This is a genomic window from Collimonas sp. NPDC087041, from assembly GCF_044745265.1.
Lineage (GTDB): Bacteria > Pseudomonadota > Gammaproteobacteria > Burkholderiales > Burkholderiaceae_D > Collimonas.
The window spans coordinates 40,593-57,289 of the sequence record NZ_JBIUZX010000005.1 but is presented as its reverse complement, the minus strand read 5'-3'; the positions used below and the strand labels follow the sequence as shown (position 1 = coordinate 57,289).

Below are 16,697 nucleotides of genomic sequence, written 5' to 3'. Positions count from 1 at the left end.
CTTGCAATGACATATTGCTCAAGCACTAGAGCAAAAAAAATGTGTCGGTGCAAGACCTGATCCCGGCGTCTTTTGAACTCGGTGATAGTCGCAAACCGGCCAATAGCTGCCTCTCACGTACATAAGAAAGATTGGCTATGGAACATCTCGTTATCTACTTTAGACATGGAATGCGCGACATCATTCCGTACTCTGAGTTCATCTCCAAGTATCGCATTTCGATGGCTGAATGTGGGATAGGAGAGTACCTCGGCGATGATATGGCGATTGATGGCGGTGATGCTGAAGGCGTCTTTGCTGGTCCATCTTCGAAGGAGCTATTTGCGTTCATTAGGCAAGACCTGTGCGCTTTGCCGTTTATGAAGGGAGCAAAAGTCACTTTAGTTTTCGGCGAGCTCGAAGAAGACAATCCAAGAGAGGAATTTTTTATCTGATGATGCGATATGAGGCCGCGTTCGGCCATTACAAGACTCTCGAAAGGATAAGGCATGCTTGATAAATGCTTAGTTAAGTCGATTATCGACATGACTTTGTTCTTGGAGTTTACGGACGGCGCTTTACTTGACGAAGATGTCGCAATTGCTAGGCTAGAGGGATTGGCGAGTGAACTGTATTGCATGGATGCAGAAACGAAAAAAGATTTCTGCCTACAAATTCGTGAGCTTGCCAAAGATTACCCGGAGAAATCCGATTTCGTCATGAATTTGCCTAAGACACTTGGGCTAGATTAGATTTTCTGTTTTAAGGTCGGCAACCGGCCAATACGGGACGGTCGAAAGTGTCTGCTAACAGGTGGCGCTTCAGATTGCTTGCGTGAACATCATCTCTATTAGGAATTTGCACCATGAAATTGTCGGTCCTCGTATTGGCATTCGTCGTGACACCAGCTTTCGCAGCGGGGGCCATTAGCGGAGCTCAATCTGTACAATCCCGTGCGAGCTACGAAGCTGCTATCCATAACTCCTCTACTTCGCCATCGTATGTCTTGATTACGGTAGTTGATGCCAGAACGGAGTCAGCGCAGTCAACTTGCACCACAGCTAATCTTTTGATAGGTGCTATCCACAAGGAGTACGGCCTTGGGTATGATACGGAAGGTTTTTCCAAGTCCGATGTGATTGCTTTATCAAACCAAACACACGTATTTCGTTTCACAAAACAAGATGCCCTTAATAACATCCCCTTTACTTATTCAAACGGTGATCTTGCTGCCGCCCGTGCATTTTTAGCGCCGTTTTCTGTCGCCGAACTAAAAGATAAATTTTCATCTTTGTATTCAAGCCAGAGATTGGCGCTTAATGATTTCTCACGCGACGCAATCGCATGCGCTCTCATTGAACGAGGGCTGTCACCGAAAATGGCTGATATGTCAGGTCAAGTTTTCGTCCAGCGATTATCCCTACCGCCACTTTGGAAGACAGATTTGGAGAAACCTGAATGACCGGTTTGGGTCGAAATCACCTTGTTACGATCGGCTATTAACGGCCAGAAGCGGCCATTGCATATCGGAGAAAACAAAGAATGACGGAAGACGCAAAACGGCAATCATGGAAAACGAGCAGATTTGCAGACGGATTGTTCGGCTGGTGGGTACGAGGGTTCCTCCTTATGGGTGCAGGCTACGTATCCATAATGTTTCTGCTTATGCCCTTTTTAGCTTTTGTAAAGATTGGTACGTGGCGTTGGGTTCCCAGGGACATTCTGTTCGACGGACTTAAATTTTTTATTTTCTTAGCATTTTTATGGGGGACGGGGAATTGGCTGCTCGGGAAATTCATTAAGATGCCGAAAATTAAAAGAAAAGAAATCGATAAGGATACATAAAACTGTTCCCTCTGCGCTGGTCCAAGAGAGGTACGTCGAGTCGAATCGAACGGCTGCTTCGGAGGAAAGCGTACAGCCGCTTTGGGTCGATACCGGTCTCTCACATATCGTCCTTTTCTTTGATGATGTCGCGCCGTTCTTGGATCTTTGCCCACTCAAGTTTTGCCGCACGCGCAGCCGATTGCTTACTCGTATAGCTATGCGGTAGCGTTTTGGGATGGCTTCGAGATCCTGCAAGCTGTTCCCCTTGTTTCTTGTTGACCTTGTCGCGCCATTTGGCAATGACGCCAGTGACGCCTGGATCTGGATCGACCTGGTCTTCGCGCTCGGCATCAAGCTCCTCGGTGCGCGTCTCGCATTCAATATCGGTAGTCAATCCCGCATCGCTCAGATTGTGCGTGGTTTTACCAACTAGCCATTCCTGATGATCAATTTCCCCTTTCCATCCACTGACTACCACTGGAGATTGCGGCGTCAGCGCCGGATTGCCGAACGCCAGCGACAGTTCAAAGGTGGCCATGCCGCGCTGGATGCGCTGCCATTCGGCGACCGCTGCCGTGCGTGCATCGGCTTCATTGGCATAGGTGGTGCGCAGCCGTTTGCTGTTGCCTGGCACACCGGCCACAACATTGCGCCGCAAGCTGTGCCGATCGTCATACCAATATGCCCGCACGCCACTGTAGCTGTTGCGCTCGGCACTGTGATAGCGGTGCTTGTCGCCATCCTGGCGCGTAATCCGCACTGTCGGCAAATCGCGGCCCGATGCTGTCTTGCTCCGACCTGCTGGCATGAACAGCAAGGTTCCATTTTTAACGGTGGCTAGGGCGTCGTATTTCTTGCCGATCCGGCGCAAGAAAGCGGCATCGCTTTCTCGGGTCTGATCCAGGTGCTTGACGGGAATATCCCGCAAGGCGTTCGCAATGCCGGCGGTCAGCTCCTGTTGAAACGCGATCACCTCGATCACCGCGCCTAGTGTTGTGTTGTGGAAGCTGCGTTCCATCGGCTGGCGGAAAGTATCGATTAGGCTGGCGGCGCGGGCGTGCAAGGTCAGTACATCCGGCGTGCCGGCATGCTCGATTTCATCGACGGTGAATTCCCCCTTGTCGACCAGGCCGGCGTCGCGCCATCCGATCTGCACATTGATCCGGGCGCCCTTGGGTGGCAACGCCAACAGACCATCGTCATCCGACAGGGATAGGCGCAGCTCGTCCGCGTTGTCGCTGCGGAATTCGGTCAGACTCAAATTGACCAGGCGCGGCGCGAATTTTGGCGTTAAGTCCATGCCGTCCAAAGTTACTTTGAATGAGGGGATTGGATATGTCATTGGTGAAATGGCAATAAATCTCTTTTGTTTGCTTACAATGGCATCGCAGACTTCGACTCTGCGTTTTCATAGACTTTGCAGAAAGCATTCATGGATAAACAGACAGATTTGCTCGAAAATTTATTGGTGTCGCAAGTACTTAGCTTGGCACATCAAATTCAATCGACGAAAGTTGCCGCCGGATACAACACAAAAATAGAACGCTGCGTAGTTGAAGCTGTCACGCTCATGGATTCGAGTCGCGAATATATTCTCGGAAGACTTTTTGTATCTCGTTAGACGAACAATCCAATACTGTGGCGTTGCTGAGTAGGACATCGGCTTGCCGCAGTACATGGCGAATCTCCGCATGAGTTAATCCATTCAAAGCTTGCAGTACTTTGCATGCCCATGCTGACACCTCGCCCTCATCTGGAGGCTGACGAAATACCTGATTGGCAGTTGTGTTCAACCAATCGTTTTTCTTGTAATCAATGGATGGGCGTTGCTTCATGTCGTGGCACCTATGGTCAATAAAAATATCAAAATGTGCGGAGTACTCAAAACAGGCTCCGCACGCTATTTGCAACGTTGTTGAACGTTGATGCGCCGGTATTGATCGCATTGCTTACGCTGTTGCTGATTCCCTCCAGACTGAGCATGTTCTTGATGCTGCCCAGGTCTCCGAGCGTGTTGAGTATGCCTAGCACGGACTCATCCACACGCTCTAGCGTGATCGAGAATTCAATCTTCGCTGCGTCACCGTCCTGGCCCAGGACGGTGCGCCCCTCGGTCATGCTGGCGATGATGAACGATCCCAGAATCCGACCGGTTCCCTGAATCAGAATCCACGACTTGCCGGTGTCGGCCATTAACCGCAGCGCATCGAGCGAATAGATGCTGCCGGTCAGTTCTGGCGCGAACCAGCCCGACAGGGTGATGGTGTCGTCGCCTTTGCCGGTGAACTGGCGGGCGTTACGGGCGCCGACCCGTGCCGTGGTTGGGTGCTTCCAGTCGGTTTTACGCTGCAGCTCCTGGTAGGCCAGGGTCGGCAGGCTGAAGACGAACATTCCTAAAGCCATCATCATCGTGTGCGATCCTTAATAATCGTAATCGGACAGGCTGGAGCGCATCCGCACCGCCTTCTGGCGGTCGCGTTGTTCCAACGCTTGGGCGACGGCGCGGGCAATGGCTTGTTCGTCCATGGCAGGGCTAGCTGCCACGGTGATCTGGATCGTGTCGCCCTGGATCACCATGCCGGCGCCGCCCGCGCGCGGCGCAATCGGTGGCCGGGTGTCGAAGGCCAACGCCGGCATGGCTGCCGCGCCGATGGCGATACCGGCGCCGAGCTGGGTCAAGCGCTTGGCGAGACCGCTGACCTGGTCAAGTGGATCATCCTGGCTGCGTTGCAGGCCGACGGACAGCCCTTGCATGGTGAAATCGCCCAACTCGGCAAACACACGGCTAGGGCTATGGATCCCCAGCTTGTCCTTGAACCAGCCGACCACGTTGTCGCCGGCGCCGGTAACGGCGGCTTTGACGGTCGACAGCGCGCCGGTGATGCCATTGGCCAGGCCTTGCATGATGTTCAGGCCGAAGTCGCTAAATTTACTCGGTAGCTCAACGCCGAACCAGCTCATCACGCCGGCAAACGCCTGGTAGAACAAACCAAGCGGCGACCAGTTCAACACCAGCGCATTGACGCCCACAATGCCGCCGCCGAATGCCTGCTTCACATCGGCCCAGAGGCCACCCGCAAATGCCTTGATGCCGGCCCAGGCGGCGGTAAAGACGCTGCTGACACCATCCCAGAGAGAAACAAAGAATTCCTTGATCGGTCCCCAATACTGATAGATCAGGTAAGCGGCCAGCCCGATGGCGGTCACCGCCAGACCAATCGGATTCATCAGGAAGGCGCGCCCAACAAACAACAGGATGCGACCTAACCAGGTGAAGGCCGAACCCAGCCCACGCAGGATAGGCGTCAGCACACCGCCGGCAATGCCCATCTTGGCAAACAACACATGCAACATGGCGTAGGGGCCAATCAAGGCAGCCAGACCCAGCATCAGCGGCCCCAGCACGACCAGGATGGCCGCCAGGCTGCCAAAGCTGACGATCATGACTCTGGCCAGGGTGGGATTACGCTCCATGAAGCCATTTAATCCATCCAGGGCAGCGGTGACTGTCTCAATGGCGCGGGAGTAGAGCGGCAGGATCTTTTCACCCATGGTCAACTGCAGGTCTGCCAGCTTGGCGTGCGCCTCCATTTCCTTGCCGGCAGCTTGCTCCCGCGCCAACGGTTCGAGCTGGTCGACATCGTAGGAGCCTTCGTTCAATTTCATGTTCTTGTGGATCTGGGCGCGCTGCAGATACATATTGGCCATCAGGTCGCCGGCCTTGCGGTTGGTGTACAGGCTGCCGATGGTATCTAACACTTGCGATTTCTTGGTGATACCGTGCTTGGCCAGTTGCGGCAGCAGCACTTGCTCCATCCACTCGAATTGGCTTTTCTTGAACAGATCGGCGCCCAGCAGGGCGCCGGGATCGAGCTGGGCGGTTTGGCCGACCGTGTCGTGTTTCACTTTGGTGTGATCGCCAATCAAGCCCAATTTGTCCAGGTTCATCGCGGCGCGCTTGCTGGTGCGGCCCTGATACAGATTGTTGTAGCTCGACATCAAGCCGTTACCGACACCAAAGCCACCCAGCTCCTGCACCAGCGGTTCCAGCTCATAGTAAAACGCCTTCTCGTCCATGCTCTTGGCGGCAATGCCGCCGGTCTTGATGAGATTGAGCCATTCGCTTGGACCGACCCGGCCACCGGTCGCGGAAATGACCTTTTGCACCATGTTGGCCTGCTCGTTAAATTTGCCGGCGCTGGCGGTGCCGCCGCGCACCTCGATGACCTTGAGCATGTCCATGAATTTGCGCTCATTCTCGCCGCCGGCCTCTTCACCGTAAAACGCCTTGTTGGCAAATTTCATCTTGGCCAGCATGGGCGCGACCATTTGCGCGTGCGGCAGATCGCCGAACACTGACATGCTGTCCCTGACTAGCTCCAGGTTCTCGGCGTGGCTGGTGCCGTAAGTCTTCATGCTGCGCGCGTACTTCTCGGCATCAAAGCTGGCTTGTGGTCCTAGGCCCAACGCAGTAATGCGGCCTTTTTCAGTCTGGTAGTGCTTCGCTTCCTGTAGTCCTTTGACGATGGGTGCGCCGACGGCGGCGCCGGCGACAGTTGCACCAATGCCGGCGGCGGCCACGTTGCCGGCGGTGGCGCGCAGCTTGTCGGCGTGTTGACGGGCGCCGGCGACTTTCTGTTGCTGGGCGCCGACTGCGGCCAGCTTTTTCTGCTGCGTTGTCAGTTCGGCATTGGTAAAGGCTATGCTGTCTTTCAACCAGGTTTGCGCCGACCGGAGTTTCTGGGTATCGATGCCGGCACCCGATAAACGGGTGCGCAAGATCTGCATTTGCTCGCCTTGCTGCTGGCCGGCCAGTTTCAAGGCGCCGGCGGATTTGACGGCGGCCTTGAATTCGCGGGTTAATTCCCGCGTCGGCTGTTCGGCCTGTTTCATCTTTTGCGCAAGGATGGCGATTTGCTGCTGCGTTTCGCGCAATTTGCTGGAGCTTTCATGTAGACCGGCATTCAATTCGCGGAAGCGCCCAACGTCCTTCTGTTGGGCGCCCAGTTCTTTCAAACGGTCGTTATTGGCCTTGATGGCTTTGCCGAGTGCGGAGGATTCGCCGGTGATCTTTTTTAAAGGGCCGGTCAGTTTATCCAGCGCGGCAAACACTACCTGCAGCCGCAATTGCTTGTCGCTCATGTTTTTATTAACCTCTCTATTCTTCGGCGCCGCTACGCACCCTGGCGCGTTCGCGCCAGGCCATCAAGTCCGACAGTTCCAGATCATCCATGGCCTGCGGCGGCCAGTGAAACACCACCGCAATATCGGCCATGGGATCTTCTACGTATTGGGGAAGGCCGCCAGGCGATCCGCTTTCTTCACCAAAAAAATCGCCACCTCGCTACCGATCTCGGTCAAGTCCGCCGGGTCCATGCCGGCGACTTCTTGGGCAGTCAGGGTTGGTTGTGTGATGCGCGGCAAGACAGTCTGAAGGGCAGCTACGCTCAGATTGCCCAGGTCCATCAGGGAGACGCCACGCAAGGCGCCAGCCTTCGGGCGGCGAATGGTGATCTCGCTGATGACGGTGTCGCCGCGCACAATCGGCTCATCCAAAGTAATCGTCTTGGAAGTGGTCGGGGCGGTGCTGTTGGCAATGTCAATTTTTTTCATAAGATGGAGTTTTTAAAAGTAAAAAATAAAAAAGGGAGGGCTGTTCTTGGCGTTGGCCCGACTTACAGGCCAATCGCGCGACGAATCGACGCGTTGGTGTCCTTGCCGCCGATTCTCTCAACACCGTTGATGAAATCGAATTCATAGATCGGCTTGTTGTCGATGGTCAGCTTGTAATAGCTGCAGGCGGTGGTGTATTTCTGCTTGGTGTCGTCGCCGACTTTGGCGCCGCCCATGTCGATTTCCTTGTGGCGACCGCGCACGACGATCTCGACGGCTGAGACGACGCCGTCGTCATCGCTTTCGTAACCGCCGGCAAAGCGCAGTTGCGTGGCGTTGTGGCTGCGAGCGCCATACTGCAGCAGCGCGTCGATCAACAGGCCGCCGGCGGTCCATTCGAGGGTGATAGCCTCATTGCCCAGATCAACGGGGATCGGGCCGCTCATGCCGCCGGCAATATATTCCTCGGTCTTGCGGGACAGTTTGGGGAGGGTGACTTCCTCGACCTCGCCGCGATAGGATTGACCGCTATCGAACAACATAAAGTCTTTGAGTTTTTTTGGCATGCCCATGCTGTGGTGTGCTTTCTATGTAAATAGGTAGGTCGGCGACTACGCGGCAACAGCAGCTGCGAAATCGGCCAGGTAACGGTCGGTGATGCGCTGCTGGAACAGTAAATTTTCCAGGGGCGGCGCCGGCGTGTAGTCGTAATCGATGGCCAGACTACCGGCCTTCAACGTCTCCTTTTCGTTGAATTCGGGATCGAACCAGGCGCTGCCACCCAGCAAATAGCCCTTTTTGACCAGCTCGCGGAATTTGGCATTGATGCTCTCGATCATGTCTTTCACCAACGACGGATGCATCGGCACGTCGACATAGGCCATGTGCACCTCGGCAATGGTGTCGGCGACGACCTGGGCGGTGCGGGTATAGCTCTCGAAATAGAAGAACCCGCCGACCTCAGCGGTGCGGGAACCCCAGAAGCGGAAGCCGCCGCTGTTGATCAAAGTCGTGACTTCTTTACCGTTGAGGTAGCCGGCATCGGTGGCCGGATCTTGCAGATCCCAGAACACATCCGCCGAAATGCCGGTCGGGCCATTGACCGGGATATTCGACAAGGTCTTGTGCCAACCGACTGCCTCGTCCAGCTTTGCGCGCAGGCCCAGCGCGTAGGCGACCGCCGGGATACTGGCCTCGGCGTTGGTGGCGGTGTCCCAGCTCACGAAATCCGGCCAGATCAGCATCAGCTCGCGTTGGCCGAAATCTTTGCGATACAGGGCGGCGTCTTCCTTGGTCAAGCAGCCGTGCGCTGCCGCATAGACAAAGCCGCGAAGTTGCTGGGCCACGCTGACCAGGGCGTTGGTAACGGCCTTGGTATCCAAGCCTGGTGCGCCCAGGATGCGCGGTTTGATGCCGAGCCGGGCCTGCGCCGCCAGCAGCGCCTTGATGCCGGTGTACTTGCCCGATGCGGTGGTGGTGCCGATCACGTTGGAAGTAGTCTCGGCTTCGTCCTTACCTTCGGCCACGCGCACGACAATCGTGAACGGCTTTGTCTGCGCGCCGATGGCCTCTAAGGTGCGGCGCAGCGTGCCGGTGGTGCCGGCTTTACCCAGGGCGGCGATGACGTTGGTCAGCAGGACCGGCGTGTCGAGCGGGAAGACGACCGGGTCGGCATCTTCGGCGGTGGCGATCAAGCCGATGACGGCAGTGCTGATGGTGCGGATGGGGCGCGTACCCTCGGTTTTTTCGATGACGCGCACGCCATGGTGGTAATCAGTGGGCATTATTTCTCCTGTGATATGTGGGTGGTCGTATTAAGCGTTTGGCACTGCCGGCCAGGTGATCGCATGCGGATAGCTCGGTTGATCGGGGACGCGATTGATGGCCACGCGGTATTTCTTCCACGCCGTCAGCTGCGCACGGTCGGCGTCGCTTGCCTCGTCAACATCGACGCGGTCCTGATAGATGACGACTTCGCTGTTGGCACGCCGTAACGCCAATTCGATGCGCTCCTGCGCCGCCGCCAGATACTCGGCATCGTTGGGGAAATAATCGGGCGCCTGGCGCGCTGCGCAGGCGGCGTGGATCGCCCGCCCGTGGGCCTCGACATCGTCAGGGCAGGCGAAGAAGGACAAATAGTCGTCGTGGGCAGTGAATTTGACCTCGCACTGAAAGCCCCCCGGCAGACGCACGATGCCCTTGATGTCGGTATAGGCAAAGGGATCGACCGGCGTTGCTTCCTCGCTTGGTGCTAACACCGGTGGCTGTGCTAACGGCGGCGCCGGCGGGATCGGGGTCGGGTCGTGGAGTTCCTGCAGTGCTAGATCGGGTGCAATTGGCATGAGCGTGTTCCTGGTTGTGTTGTCGCTGGTGTGATCGGTTGCCATCACGCCACCCGCTGCCACAAGGCAACACGGGTGCCGATGTTGCCATCGGTGCCGGAACCATATTCGTAGGCTGAGCCGCGTGATTGCCAGGCGCCGGCGCGTTCTGAGGTGGTGTGGTTTTTATTGAGCCAGTAGGAACCGACGCCGCCATCCTGCAGGCCTTGGCCGGTCAGCTGGGATGCATAGATGGCGGACACCGCAGAGCCGACAGCCAGGTTGGAGCGAGTAAACAGCGTAAATTCATTGACCCGACCATCGCCGACATACGTGCCCCATAGGTAATACGGTTGTGCGGCGCCGTTGTCGGCAAAGCGCAGAGGCACGCCCGATAGCGCATTGGCATTGCCGGCGGTACTCGCATAATTGGCACTGTTGGCGTAATTGACATTGAAATTGGAGGGATTGTAGACAACGACGTTGTCGGACGAATTGCCGCCAAATACCCAGTTCGGCTGTCCGCCATAGCCGGACCAATTCAAACGTATGCCTGATCCGTTGACCTTGTCGGCAGGATTGAAATTGCCGCCATGCCATACGGTCTGCCCTGCCACCGTCAGTGCTTGGGTAGCATTGATCGTTCCGCTCTGGAAGGTGCCGTGCGCCGTGCCGCTGCCGTCGACCAGCTCCAGCGTCCCCTTATCGGTCATGCGCAACTGCACGGCGGTAGTCGATTCCCAATTAAACACCAGCTTCGGGGCATAACTGATGTCATTGCCCTTGGTATTGGCGACACGGCCCGCCTCGCGCACCTCCAGGCCTGGGCCGGTATAGGAGATATTCGGCTTGTCGGCAGCACTTGAGAGCGGTCCCATGCTGTCGCCACTGCGTTTGACGTAGGCAGCATGCGGATCGGCGTCGGCCTTATGCGTGCTAATTGCTTGTGCGATGGTGGCCGACAGGCCGGCAGGCGTGACGGCCCGCGACGCATCTTTACCCGCTTGCGCCTCAAGAACGGTGGCCAGCTCAACTACGCCCTGGCGTTCTGTGCTGGCGGGAGGATTGGTAAAGCTGGCGTCACCAAAGGTCAAGGAGGTGACTTTAATGGAGGTAAAGACCGTATCGGCGGACAGCAACAGCATGGCCTGCGCCGATTTCTGCAGGATCGGATCAAGCTGGCCGTAGACGGCGAACAGCACGCCGTTGCTCAACCAGTAGCCGATACCGCGCACCGTATAGACATCCGGCCCATCGTCGCGGATGGTGACGTGCAGCGTGTCGGGCGCGACGACCTCGCCGGCAATGGTGGCAATGCGCTTGATTTCACCCGGCAAGGCGGTCATATCCTCACCAGGCACAAAGCTGGTGGCCGTGATGCCGATCTCGGCAATCTGCAATTTGGCGGTGCCGTTGTGTTCGGCATTGACCAGGGCGGCACGGCCTGCCTTGGTGACGATCATGGAAAGGGCTGTCATAGAATTAAACTTCTGTCAGGTTCAAACGGGCATAGAGCACCGGGCGGGAGCAAGCTGCCACGGCAACGGCGGCGCCGGTGGCGATGCCCTGGGTAAACGTAAAGTGGCTGCGGACCGACTTGGTGCGGTTCACCTCGCTGATCACATCGTCGACAAAGGCTGCCGTGGTGCCTTGTCCACCGGATAAGGTCATCACCAGCTCGAAGGTGTAGGGTTCGCCCATGGGGGACATCTGCCACCATTCACGCAGCAGAATCGTCCCGCCAAAGGCCGCCACCACATCCTTGACCGCCTTGGCGGTTCCCTTCTGGCGGTGGATCTTCATGGCATTACGCACCCGTGCGCGCCGTACCTCTTCGCTCCAGTAGGACTTCCAGCTATCGACTGATCGATGCCAGGCTAACCACGGCAACAGGGAAAGCGCGATGGTGTCGGGGTTGTGCAGCGTGCGTAGCGGCACCGGGATAGCCGAGATCGGCGCCGTAGCCGTCTCTAATGCGCGCTCGAATGGTGTCGAATTGGGCGGCAGCAGCGATGTCATTTTTTTCATGCCTCGCCCCAGATACCGGCATAGGTAACTTGTACGTCGTCGCAGTAATAGGCAACCAGCTTCGAGATGTCAGGGTCGACGGTTGGCGTGAGCAGGGTCACGCGTTCTACGCCAGCGACGTGCAATGCTGCATCGATGCCGGAATGGGTTGGTACGCGTCCGAGCTGGTGCGCCTCGCTGACATAGCGCTGCAGGCGTTTGACGGCCTCAATCTGCACCACGCTCGGGTCCGGCCCCGTAAAGCTGTAGAGTTTTGCGCTTACCTGGTAATGGACAACGCGGGCGGCACACACTTGCACGTAGTCGGTCAAGGGCCGCACGTCATCATCCAGAAGGCGGGCGGCGACAATATCGAGCAACGCCTGCGAGGGCGTGCCGTCCCCCTCATGCGACAGGATGGTGACGACCACGTGACCGGGCGATGGGCTGGTGGCGGTCGCATTGCGGACACGACCATCGGCGGAGAGTGCATGGAAGACATACGCGCCTTCGGGACCGGCAACCGACATGCCTTGCGGCGCCAACTGGATGCGACGGCGATAGTCGTCGTCGGCTTCCATCACGGCGGCAGTGCCCTTGTCGGGATTGGCCGGCCAGATTTGCAGGCGGGGCACATCCATGTTGGCGCCGATGTGATCCAGATCGGTGTCCAGAGCATAGGCCAGCATCAAAGCGCGGGCGGCTTCATTGATGCGCTGACGCAGTTTGAGTTCACGATAGCTATTGACCTGTAGCACCTTCATGGCGGGGTCGGACTCGGTGAGTTCATCCAGGTCTACGCCGGCGGCCTCCAGCTCGGCCAGGTGGGCGGCCAGGACGGTCTCGTAATCCAGTGGCTCGATGACATTGGGCGCAGGCAGTTGTGATAGGTCGATAGCGGCGCTCATGCGCTTGCTCCCGATTTCACTGGCACGGCAATTTGCACGCCTTGCTCATTGGTGATGCCGTCGAGGATCAACGTCGCGGCGCCATCGGCGTCGCGTTGCAACTGCACACCGGTGAGTGCTATGCGGCGCTCCCAGCGCAGTACCGCATAGGCGGTGGCGGCATAGATGCGCAGAACGGTGGCGCCGTTCAAGGGCTGATCGATCAGCTCCGGCACTTCGGAGCCGTAGGGACGGCGCATCAGGCGCGAACCGATAGGGGTAGTCAGAATGTCGGTCGAAGACTGGCGAATGTGATCTAAGCGGGTCATGGCGCGACCTGTACGGGCGTTCATCATTTCGGGCCACCTGAATCGTCGTCGCCCTTCTTCACACCGCCGTGCGGATGCTTCACTAAGCTGATGCTGTTGGCGATCATGTCGACGGTGGCCTGGATGACGCCTTGCACCATAGCTGCCGGTCCGCCTTCCTTGCCGGCCTTGACGTTCATGCCGCCATTCAACGCAGCAGAGCCGTTGACGATCAGATTTTTTTGCACCAGCAGATTGCCAGTGCATTCGGTGTCCTCGGCGTTGGAGGTGACTTTACCGGGGGCGACGGTGATGCTGGTGCCGTCCGGCAGCGTGGCGGAGAGCGTATGTGTCGTGCTGTCGTACTGGACGACCGTGCCGTCGACGTAGCGCGTGGTGTGGTGCGCTGGATTGGTTGACGGTGGTCCAGACTTGTCGGAGTAGAGCGCCAGAAGGATCACGGCGTTGGTCAACTCGCCTTCGGGCGACAAGACGATGACCTGTTCACCCAGGGAAGGTGGGAACCAGGATTGCGCGTCGCCGGCGCGTAAAGTGATCCAGGGGCGCCATGTGGTGAGATTGCCACCAACACGGACGCGTACGCGCTGGATGTCGTAATCGATATCGGCAATGGTGCCGAATCGGATCAGATTCAAGAGTAAGCGCAGCAGTTCGGAGAGGTCGGCAGTCATGCGGTGCATGTTGCCGGGTTGTGCGAATTGCCGCACCTGGTAGCGGGTTGGTATTCTGGTTACTGACTTTTTGGGGATGTTGTGACGCCGTTGATCCAATTCCCCATTTTCTAATGGGGGGTTGCTAAAAAAATATTTCGATGGAAAAATGAGATCGTCGCGTTTCGATGCGTCAATTTCACTTGACTTTGTGTGCGCTCAAAACATACTGAATGAGTTCAGCATGGGTTGAACATGGGGGGAGCTTTATGAAACTAATCAAAAGCTATCGATGTGCAACAGACACCGCATATTTTGAACTCGAAATTTACGAAAATCCCGGTAGCACTGGGTTCATTGGAAAATATTGGGGAACAAGATTGAATTTGGTCCCAATGAAAACCGAACACTGCACCCTAGTAAAGGAAGAATTTGGTCATGGTGTGCTGATCAAGCCCAATCAAGAAGCTCTCATTTCTATTTGCATGGCAGAAATTGAGAGAATCGATGGCGCGATAATTAAAATCATCGAGACGATTTAATGCGGTTTTTAAAACGCGCTCAAATGCCGCAGTAAAGAATCGCAAATCAGCGTTTGATCGGTCGCACTAAAACCAAGTAGGGGGCGGGCCGGATACCGATACTCTGGTCCTTTCCTTGATACCTTGTCCGTCAATCCCTCCTGGTGCACGCGAGCGATACGCGCCACACGACCAAGGAAGCCAACCGATAGTTGGTTTTCGTCTTGCTCGATTTTGAGATTCTTCTGCGTTCGAATCTTTTTAAACATCGCCGCCTTCTGCCGTTTCAATCGTCCTTTCTTACCGCGCAGGTTCTTGCGCTGTTTCCGTTTCTCGTAGGGCGTGCCGTCTGGCGCCTGCTGGGCAGCAATGCGTTGTGCCTGGGAGCGTCGCAAGTCCTGCGCGATCTTGCGCGTTACAACCCGACGCTGACCGGGTTGCAGTTGTGCCAGCAACGCGCCGGCCCATGTTTCAATTGCGGTGAGGTCGTCGCTCACTCAGGAATAGCCGGCGTATGCCATTCGGCCAGTAACGATTCGCCCGCATAGGCTTGCCAGAACGCGTCCGCGTAGCCTGGCGTCATTTGCGGCTCGGCCAGGTGCTGCACTTCCAGGCGACCGGCGCCGGCCTGTTTCACCACCACCCGTTCGGTGAGCGCCAGCGTGATAGCGATATCGATGGATTCGTGATTGTTGTAGTCGACATCAAAGCCAATCCCGCTCTTGCGTAGATCAGGGTTATCGAGCAAGTCGCGCTGATGTAGTTGCACCCAGGCCAGTAGCGGCACCATGATCGCGTCTTCGCTGCCAGCATAGTCGGTGATGATGATGTTCAACTTGTACCGATACTCAAACGACAGCGAGGCGGTGCCCGTGGCCACCGTGTTGCCGCTGTCGGCGAAGATCAACAGTTTATCGGGATTGCGCTGCAGCTCGGCATTGGATGCCGTCAAATGCGCTCTAAGGCTTTTCGGTTTGTACATCGACACTCTCCTGACAGTTCACCACCGTGTCGACCTTGGCCGCGCACGTTGCCCAAGCCGCCTTGGCGCGTTCCAGCGCAAGCAGCAAGCTACCGTTAGTTGTCAGCGTCGCCGCCTGCAGACTGCAGCGCGTCACTGCCGGGCAGGCCTTCACTAGCAGCCTCGGCGCCGGTTGCGGCGGAGCTGTCCCGCAGCTTGATAAGAGCGTCAGGCAAAGGAGTATCAAACCAGGCTTGCATGGCAGGGTTAGCATGGCGGAGGCTTTCAATTTGTTGTTCTCGTTCGTTTAAGGCGGCGGCGATGCTGTCGGTCCGGGCTTGCAGCTTGGCGCTAGCCTGTCGGTTCCTGGCCGCCGTTTTGGTCAGCGTGTCGATGGTGATGTCGCGGTCGCTAATTTGCCGTTCTGCGCGCTCGGCCCGATCCTTAGCGACGGTCAAGGCATCACGCTGTACACAAATGGTCAAGACCAATACCGTCAGGCCCAGCGCGGCAATGGCACTTTTAACGATCAAGTCCATAGACCGACCCGCGTACCCTTGGCATCAATGGTCAGCACCTGGCGCCGCGGCTTCACGCCTTCGGCGGCGATGCCTAGGTGCACCCAAACAGCGCCGCCGGCGCGTTCGTAGATCAGCTGGTCGAACGCTAGGTTCGATGTACTCAGTGCCTGGCAGACTGCCAGCGGGGTGCCGAACGCAGGCGCCGTAAAATCACAAGCCAGGCCGACCTGGTGTGCACTGTTGGCAGCGCCGCCGACTGCCCGGTTGAGCTCGGCGCAGCGGTAGCCGCTGGAAATGACCATGGCCGCGCCGCCCAGCGCGATGCGGCCCAGCTCGGCAAATTGTGCCAGGCGCCGCAAGTTGGCCACAATGGCAGGTAGCGGCGTGTTGGCAATTCCCCGGCTGCGCGCGGTGTCGCTGCGCGTGAATTCTTCCAACGTGAAATGATCTGTCAATGCTGTCAATGGATTCTCCTGATGAGTTGGGCGACATTGCCCTGGGTGCGATGCGCGAGATAGCTCAAGATCAAGGCGACAGCAGTCTCACCAAAGGACGGATGACGTAGACCCAGCAGGATCTCCAGCGCGCTGGTGCCGGTGGCCACAATCAGCAGCCACGCCACCAGCGAAATGTGCATGCGGTGATTGGCGAGGCCGCGCCGGTAGCACAGCAGCCGCAGACAAGTGCTGGCGTAACTGAGCAGTGCCAGCATCGTGAGCGCTTTACTCATTGCTGCCTCCCTTGCGCAGCCAGGCCGGCAGCTCGATGGTGTGAATGAGTTCAATGCCGTGCAAGGTCAGCGCAATGGCGGCCGCCGAAGCGAAGAAGGCAGCGACGCCGGATTGCTTCAGGGGCGTATTGCTGATGACCTCGGGCGCGGCCAGATAGCCAATCGCCAGAGAAATGGCCATATATGCCAGGCGCTGCAGCACAGCTAAATTCTTGCTGGAAATGGCCACCAGCGTGGCGCCAGCAAAGGCGCCAATGAGCGCATTGCCGTCGATGCCGGGAAACAGCGACGACAGTCCAATGCCGGCGGCGGTGGTCACGACGAGGGTGGTGGTGCTGGGTTCTGCCATAG

General features: G+C 57.3%; 25 protein-coding genes. 5 read left to right on the top strand and 20 right to left on the bottom strand.

Annotation, left to right across the window (positions count from 1 at the left end):
- Positions 1-170 precede the first annotated feature (170 nt).
- The 4 genes from ACIPF8_RS10820 to ACIPF8_RS10805 all read left to right on the top strand — a co-directional run bounded on the left by ACIPF8_RS10820 (position 171) and on the right by ACIPF8_RS10805 (position 1,824).
- Positions 171-434 (top strand): hypothetical protein, encoded by a 264-nt coding sequence (locus ACIPF8_RS10820; protein WP_400420745.1) that lies wholly within the window; start codon positions 171-173, stop codon positions 432-434.
- A gap of 54 nt (positions 435-488) precedes the next feature.
- Positions 489-731 (top strand): hypothetical protein, encoded by a 243-nt coding sequence (locus ACIPF8_RS10815; protein ID WP_400420744.1) that lies wholly within the window; start codon positions 489-491, stop codon positions 729-731.
- A gap of 113 nt (positions 732-844) precedes the next feature.
- On the top strand, positions 845-1,441 hold the full coding sequence (locus ACIPF8_RS10810; RefSeq protein WP_400420741.1) for a hypothetical protein: 597 nt from the start codon (positions 845-847) through the stop codon (positions 1,439-1,441).
- 80 nt (positions 1,442-1,521) lie between these two features.
- Positions 1,522-1,824: a hypothetical protein gene (locus tag ACIPF8_RS10805; protein WP_400420738.1), complete on the top strand. Its 303-nt coding sequence runs from the start codon at positions 1,522-1,524 to the stop codon at positions 1,822-1,824.
- Positions 1,825-1,924: 100 nt separating this feature from the next.
- Here the strand turns inward: ACIPF8_RS10805 and ACIPF8_RS10800 are convergent, their stop codons facing one another.
- The 14 genes from ACIPF8_RS10800 to ACIPF8_RS10735 all read right to left on the bottom strand — a co-directional run bounded on the left by ACIPF8_RS10800 (position 1,925) and on the right by ACIPF8_RS10735 (position 13,634).
- Positions 1,925-3,106, bottom strand: coding sequence for a contractile injection system protein, VgrG/Pvc8 family (locus ACIPF8_RS10800; RefSeq protein WP_400420735.1), 1,182 nt, complete (start codon positions 3,104-3,106; stop codon positions 1,925-1,927).
- Positions 3,107-3,374: 268 nt separating this feature from the next.
- On the bottom strand, positions 3,375-3,641 hold the full coding sequence (locus ACIPF8_RS10795) for a hypothetical protein (RefSeq protein WP_400420732.1): 267 nt from the start codon (positions 3,639-3,641) through the stop codon (positions 3,375-3,377).
- 46 nt (positions 3,642-3,687) lie between these two features.
- Entirely contained in the window at positions 3,688-4,212 is a 525-nt protein-coding gene (locus ACIPF8_RS10790) for a phage tail protein (RefSeq protein ID WP_400420730.1), read from the bottom strand.
- A gap of 15 nt (positions 4,213-4,227) precedes the next feature.
- Positions 4,228-6,948, bottom strand: a complete 2,721-nt coding sequence (locus ACIPF8_RS10785; RefSeq protein WP_400420728.1) for a phage tail tape measure protein — start codon at positions 6,946-6,948, stop codon at positions 4,228-4,230.
- Between the two features lie 16 nt (positions 6,949-6,964).
- Positions 6,965-7,081 (bottom strand): GpE family phage tail protein, encoded by a 117-nt coding sequence (locus ACIPF8_RS10780; protein ID WP_400420725.1) that lies wholly within the window; start codon positions 7,079-7,081, stop codon positions 6,965-6,967.
- 8 nt (positions 7,082-7,089) lie between these two features.
- Positions 7,090-7,419, bottom strand: coding sequence for a phage tail assembly protein (locus ACIPF8_RS10775; RefSeq protein ID WP_400420722.1), 330 nt, complete (start codon positions 7,417-7,419; stop codon positions 7,090-7,092).
- Positions 7,420-7,481: 62 nt separating this feature from the next.
- On the bottom strand, positions 7,482-7,991 hold the full coding sequence (locus ACIPF8_RS10770; RefSeq protein ID WP_400420719.1) for a phage major tail tube protein: 510 nt from the start codon (positions 7,989-7,991) through the stop codon (positions 7,482-7,484).
- A 39-nt stretch (positions 7,992-8,030) separates the two neighbouring features.
- Positions 8,031-9,203 (bottom strand): phage tail sheath protein, encoded by a 1,173-nt coding sequence (locus ACIPF8_RS10765; RefSeq protein ID WP_400420716.1) that lies wholly within the window; start codon positions 9,201-9,203, stop codon positions 8,031-8,033.
- Between the two features lie 30 nt (positions 9,204-9,233).
- Positions 9,234-9,761 (bottom strand): tail fiber assembly protein, encoded by a 528-nt coding sequence (locus ACIPF8_RS10760; protein ID WP_400420714.1) that lies wholly within the window; start codon positions 9,759-9,761, stop codon positions 9,234-9,236.
- Between the two features lie 44 nt (positions 9,762-9,805).
- On the bottom strand, positions 9,806-11,218 hold the full coding sequence (locus tag ACIPF8_RS10755; protein ID WP_400420711.1) for a hypothetical protein: 1,413 nt from the start codon (positions 11,216-11,218) through the stop codon (positions 9,806-9,808).
- 4 nt (positions 11,219-11,222) lie between these two features.
- Positions 11,223-11,768 carry a phage tail protein I gene (locus tag ACIPF8_RS10750; protein WP_400420708.1) on the bottom strand — a complete coding sequence of 182 codons (546 nt, stop codon included), beginning with the start codon at positions 11,766-11,768 and terminating at the stop codon, positions 11,223-11,225.
- Positions 11,765-12,655 (bottom strand): baseplate J/gp47 family protein, encoded by an 891-nt coding sequence (locus ACIPF8_RS10745; protein WP_400420705.1) that lies wholly within the window; start codon positions 12,653-12,655, stop codon positions 11,765-11,767. Before ACIPF8_RS10745 ends, ACIPF8_RS10750 begins: the two co-directional genes overlap by 4 nt.
- Positions 12,652-12,963 carry a GPW/gp25 family protein gene (locus ACIPF8_RS10740; RefSeq protein ID WP_400420702.1) on the bottom strand — a complete coding sequence of 104 codons (312 nt, stop codon included), beginning with the start codon at positions 12,961-12,963 and terminating at the stop codon, positions 12,652-12,654. The genes ACIPF8_RS10745 and ACIPF8_RS10740 overlap by 4 nt, the downstream gene beginning before the upstream one ends.
- Before the next feature lie 23 nt (positions 12,964-12,986).
- A complete protein-coding gene (locus tag ACIPF8_RS10735; RefSeq protein ID WP_400420699.1) occupies positions 12,987-13,634 on the bottom strand; it encodes a phage baseplate assembly protein V in 648 nt (215 codons plus the stop codon).
- A gap of 248 nt (positions 13,635-13,882) precedes the next feature.
- Here ACIPF8_RS10735 and ACIPF8_RS10730 point away from each other — a divergent pair, with 248 nt between their 5' ends.
- Complete coding sequence (locus tag ACIPF8_RS10730; RefSeq protein ID WP_400420696.1) at positions 13,883-14,155, top strand: hypothetical protein; 273 nt, start codon at positions 13,883-13,885, stop codon at positions 14,153-14,155.
- Between the two features lie 8 nt (positions 14,156-14,163).
- Here the strand turns inward: ACIPF8_RS10730 and ACIPF8_RS10725 are convergent, their stop codons facing one another.
- From ACIPF8_RS10725 to ACIPF8_RS10700, 6 genes are all read right to left on the bottom strand, one after another.
- On the bottom strand, positions 14,164-14,631 hold the full coding sequence (locus ACIPF8_RS10725; RefSeq protein WP_400420693.1) for a phage virion morphogenesis protein: 468 nt from the start codon (positions 14,629-14,631) through the stop codon (positions 14,164-14,166).
- Complete coding sequence (locus ACIPF8_RS10720; RefSeq protein ID WP_400420692.1) at positions 14,628-15,116, bottom strand: phage tail protein; 489 nt, start codon at positions 15,114-15,116, stop codon at positions 14,628-14,630. The genes ACIPF8_RS10725 and ACIPF8_RS10720 overlap by 4 nt, the downstream gene beginning before the upstream one ends.
- A complete protein-coding gene (gene lysC / locus ACIPF8_RS10715; RefSeq protein WP_400420689.1) occupies positions 15,094-15,369 on the bottom strand; it encodes an Rz1-like lysis system protein LysC in 276 nt (91 codons plus the stop codon). The genes ACIPF8_RS10720 and lysC overlap by 23 nt, the downstream gene beginning before the upstream one ends.
- Before the next feature lie 255 nt (positions 15,370-15,624).
- Positions 15,625-16,080 (bottom strand): D-Ala-D-Ala carboxypeptidase family metallohydrolase, encoded by a 456-nt coding sequence (locus tag ACIPF8_RS10710; RefSeq protein ID WP_400420687.1) that lies wholly within the window; start codon positions 16,078-16,080, stop codon positions 15,625-15,627.
- Positions 16,077-16,346, bottom strand: coding sequence for a phage holin family protein (locus ACIPF8_RS10705; RefSeq protein WP_400416810.1), 270 nt, complete (start codon positions 16,344-16,346; stop codon positions 16,077-16,079). The genes ACIPF8_RS10710 and ACIPF8_RS10705 overlap by 4 nt, the downstream gene beginning before the upstream one ends.
- Positions 16,339-16,695, bottom strand: coding sequence for a putative holin (locus ACIPF8_RS10700; protein WP_400420685.1), 357 nt, complete (start codon positions 16,693-16,695; stop codon positions 16,339-16,341). Before ACIPF8_RS10700 ends, ACIPF8_RS10705 begins: the two co-directional genes overlap by 8 nt.
- Between the last annotated feature and the right edge of the window lie 2 nt (positions 16,696-16,697).